Annotated in this window: 1 protein-coding gene; it reads right to left on the bottom strand. The window is 62.8% G+C overall.

Going from position 1 to position 839, the window contains the following annotated elements; translation table 11 throughout:
* On the bottom strand, positions 1 to 762 hold a 762-nt coding region (ispH, locus tag ABJK56_RS06740), incomplete at its 3' end, for a 4-hydroxy-3-methylbut-2-enyl diphosphate reductase (protein WP_347243899.1).
* Positions 763 to 839: the final 77 nt, after the last annotated feature.

Here is an 839-nt window from a genome sequence, read left to right as displayed (position 1 = left end):
GTGAAATCGGGCCATTTCCTTGGGATTCAAGTCCTTTTCCGTTTCCACATGGTAGGTGGGGACGCTGCATTCTCGAGCCGTTTCGGCCAACCGGATGGTGTTTCCGCTGTGAGTCCCGCCCACGATGACCATGGCGTCCACGTGGGCGCACAGACGCCTCACTTCGCTCTGGCGCTCGTGAGTGGCCCCGCAGATGGTGTTTTCCACGAGACCGTGAGGGAACTTTTCACGGAATCGCGCTTCAACCTGGCGGAACACCTCCTCGTTCTGAGTGGTCTGAGCTACCAAGAGGACCGAGGACCACTGGGACGGAAGGCGATCCACATCGTGGGGCGACTGGACGACCACGCCGCGTTCTTCCGTGTAGCCCATCAGGCCGATGACTTCCGCGTGATCCGCGTCGCCCACGATGACGGTGTGGTATCCCTTGCGGGCGTGTTTGCGGATGATGGCCTGGACGCGGGCCACCCTTTTGCACGTGGCGTCGATGAGGCCTCGCGAAATCTCCTTAAGGCGGCGGCGCTGGTCCGGGGGGATGCCGTGAGCCCGGATGATGACCCATCGGTTTCGGCAGTCTTCTTCCGTCGCCGCCTCTTCCACGCCCCGTTCCCTGAGCATGGCCAGGACCTGGCGGTTATGGATGAGCGGCCCGAAGGTGCACAACGGCTCTTCCTGCCGGGATCGGGCCGCTTCCAGCGCCATTTCCAAGGCCGTGCGGACTCCTTGGCAGAAACCCGCCGTTTCTGCCACGATGACTTTCATGGGGATCCCTCCGCCTGAGCGGACGTGTCGTTTCGGCCTATCTTGCAGGTGAGCAGATCGGCGCCCGAAGCCGCAAC

The sequence above is a fragment of the Thermogutta sp. genome (genome assembly GCF_039793925.1).
Taxonomy (GTDB): Bacteria; Planctomycetota; Planctomycetia; order Pirellulales; family Thermoguttaceae; genus Thermogutta.
The sequence above is the reverse complement of the archived record's forward strand: the minus strand, read 5'-3'. Positions and strand labels throughout refer to the sequence as shown.